3 protein-coding genes are annotated in these 2,337 nt (G+C 68.4%); 1 reads left to right on the forward strand and 2 read right to left on the reverse strand.

Going from position 1 to position 2,337, the window contains the following annotated elements; translation table 11 throughout:
- Nucleotides 1-140 precede the first annotated feature (140 nt).
- Nucleotides 141-632 carry a YflT domain-containing protein gene (locus tag ON39_RS26605; protein ID WP_040738530.1) on the reverse strand — a complete coding sequence of 164 codons (492 nt, stop codon included), beginning with the start codon at nucleotides 630-632 and terminating at the stop codon, nucleotides 141-143.
- Between the two features lie 12 nt (nucleotides 633-644).
- The gene (locus tag ON39_RS26610; protein WP_083894705.1) at nucleotides 645-1,601 is read right to left on the reverse strand and encodes an HpcH/HpaI aldolase/citrate lyase family protein; all 957 of its coding nucleotides are present in this window, start codon (nucleotides 1,599-1,601) and stop codon (nucleotides 645-647) included.
- A gap of 54 nt (nucleotides 1,602-1,655) precedes the next feature.
- Between ON39_RS26610 and ON39_RS26615 the strand changes: the two genes are divergently transcribed.
- Nucleotides 1,656-2,337, forward strand: a 682-nt coding sequence (locus tag ON39_RS26615; protein ID WP_040738532.1) for a magnesium transporter MgtE N-terminal domain-containing protein, incomplete at its 3' end; no start/stop codon positions are given.

The following is a 2,337-nucleotide window of genomic DNA, read 5'->3' on the forward strand; positions in this document are numbered from 1 at the left end:
ACCAGGTCGCCGTCGACGATCCGCAGGATCTCGATCGGCTCCAGGCCGAGGAACGTCACCGACGCCGAGTCGACACCGGTCGTGGGCACACCGAAATGGTCGAGCACACCGGTGCGGACCGTCGACACCACCTCCATGCGTCAGATGGCCAGTCGCGCGAGCATGTCGCGGGCCTGCTCCGCGGACTTCGGGTCGCACAGCACGTCGTAGCGCCCGGCCACCAACTGCATGGTGGAGGCGAAATCGCGCTGACCTTTGGTCGCGGCGTACGGGATCGAGGTGGAGATGACGCCGAAGATGATGCCGCCGACCAGGCCGACGAGCAGCGGACCGAGCGTGCCGCTGGAGGTGAACAGGCCGAGCAGCAGGCCGAGGAACAGGCCGAGCCACGCTCCGCTCACCACGCCGCCACCGATGACCTTGCCCCACGTCAACCGGTAGAGGACCCGCTCGACCTGCATGAGGTCGACGCCGACGATGGTCACGTCCTGCACCGGGAACTGGGCGTCGGCCAGGTAGTCGACGGCCTTCTGCGCCTCGGCGTAGGTGGGATAGGAGCCGACCGGCCAGCCGGACGGCGGCGTCGGCAAGGCCTGCCGTGCGCGATTCGAGTTCCCCAGGGGATTCGTCATGTCTCTATTCTGCTATTTCGGCGGGTTTTCCGGGGGTGTGAAACGCGTGGTCCGCGTCATTGCCGCCGCCCGGCCCTTTTCCGCGATGACCTTCGCCATTTTCGCGCTGGCCTCGTCGATCATTTCGTCGCCGAGCATCACCGCGCCGCGGGCGCCGCCCTCGGCCGAGGTGTGGTAGGCGTACGCGTCCAGAATCAGCTCCGCGCGATCGTAATCGGCCTGACGCGGGCTGAAGATCTCGTTGGCCGCCTCGATCTGGCCGGGGTGCAGCACCCACTTGCCGTCGAAGCCGAGCGCGGCCGTGCGCGCGGCGGCTCGGCGGAAACCCGCCACATCCCGAATCTGCAGGTATGGGCCGTCGATCGCTTGGAGGCCATGCGCACGGGCGGCGAGCAGGATCGTCATCAGAATGTGGTGATAGGCGTCGCCGGTGTCGTAGCCCTCCGGTTGCTCGCCGACCACGAGCGTGCGCATGTTGATGCTGGCCATGAAGTCGGCCGGGCCGAAGACCAGCGCCTGCACGCGCGGGCTCGCGGTGGCGATCTCGTCGATATTGCGCAGCCCCAGCGCGTTCTCGATCTGCGGCTCGATGCCGATGCGACCGACCTCGAGCCCGCTCGCCTTCTCCAGCTGGGTGAGCAGCAGATCCAGCGCGCGCACCTGGCCGGCGTCGGTCACCTTCGGCAGCAGGATGGCGTCCAACGCCGTGCCCGCGCCCTCGACCACGGTGATGACGTCGGCGTAGGTCCACTGGGTGGTCCAGTCGTTGACCCGGACCACCCGCAGCTGCGCTCCCCAGTCCGAGTCGTTCAGCGCCGCCACGATATTCGCCCGCGCCTCGGCCTTGGCCTGCGGCGCGACGGCGTCCTCCAGATCGAGGAACACCTCGTCGACCGGCAGGCCCTTGGCCTTCTCGATCATCTTCTTGCTGCTGCCGGGACAGGCGAGCACGGAACGGCGCGGCTTCAAGATCACTCCTCTACTATGCGGGAGTTCCGCCCGCGAACCTCTAGCCTGGCAAGCATGGCAGCTACCAGGGTGTACGTCGCCAGGCTGGCCGGCCTGGTGGTGTTGGGACCGGACGGCGAGTCTATCGGCCGAGTCCGCGACGTCGTCGTGGCCATCCGATACGACCGTCAGCAGCCCCGCATTCACGGCCTCGTCGTCGAATTGCCCACCAGGCGACGCATTTTCGTGCCGATCCTGCGGGTCACCGCGATCGAGCCGGGCATGGTGACCTTGAACACCGGAACGGTGAGCCTGCGCCGGTTCACCCAGCGCCCGGGCGAGATGCTCGCGCTGGCGCAGATCGTGGATTCCTCGGTGCGCGTGGAGGATCCGGACCTGCCCGACCTCGCCGGCGTCGACGTATTCGTGGTCGACCTCGGCATGGAGCAGACCCGCACCAGGGACTGGCGGGTGACCAAGGTGGCCGTGCGCGGACACCGCCGAATCGGCCGCCGCCGCACCGTGCACGTGGTCGATTGGATCCACGTCTCCGGACTGACCCCGCACGAGATCGACCGGCCCGGCCAGGAGGTCACCCAGCTGCTCGAGCAGTTCGAGGGTCTGCGACCCGCCGACGTCGCGCACCTGCTGCGCGAGCTGCCGGAGAAACGGCGCATCGAGGTCGCGGTCGCGCTCGACGACGAGCGGCTCGCCGACGTGGTGCAGGAGCTGCCCGACGACGAACAGGTCGACCTGC

This window comes from Nocardia tenerifensis NBRC 101015 (assembly GCF_000308715.1).
Taxonomy (GTDB): domain Bacteria; phylum Actinomycetota; class Actinomycetes; order Mycobacteriales; family Mycobacteriaceae; genus Nocardia; species Nocardia tenerifensis.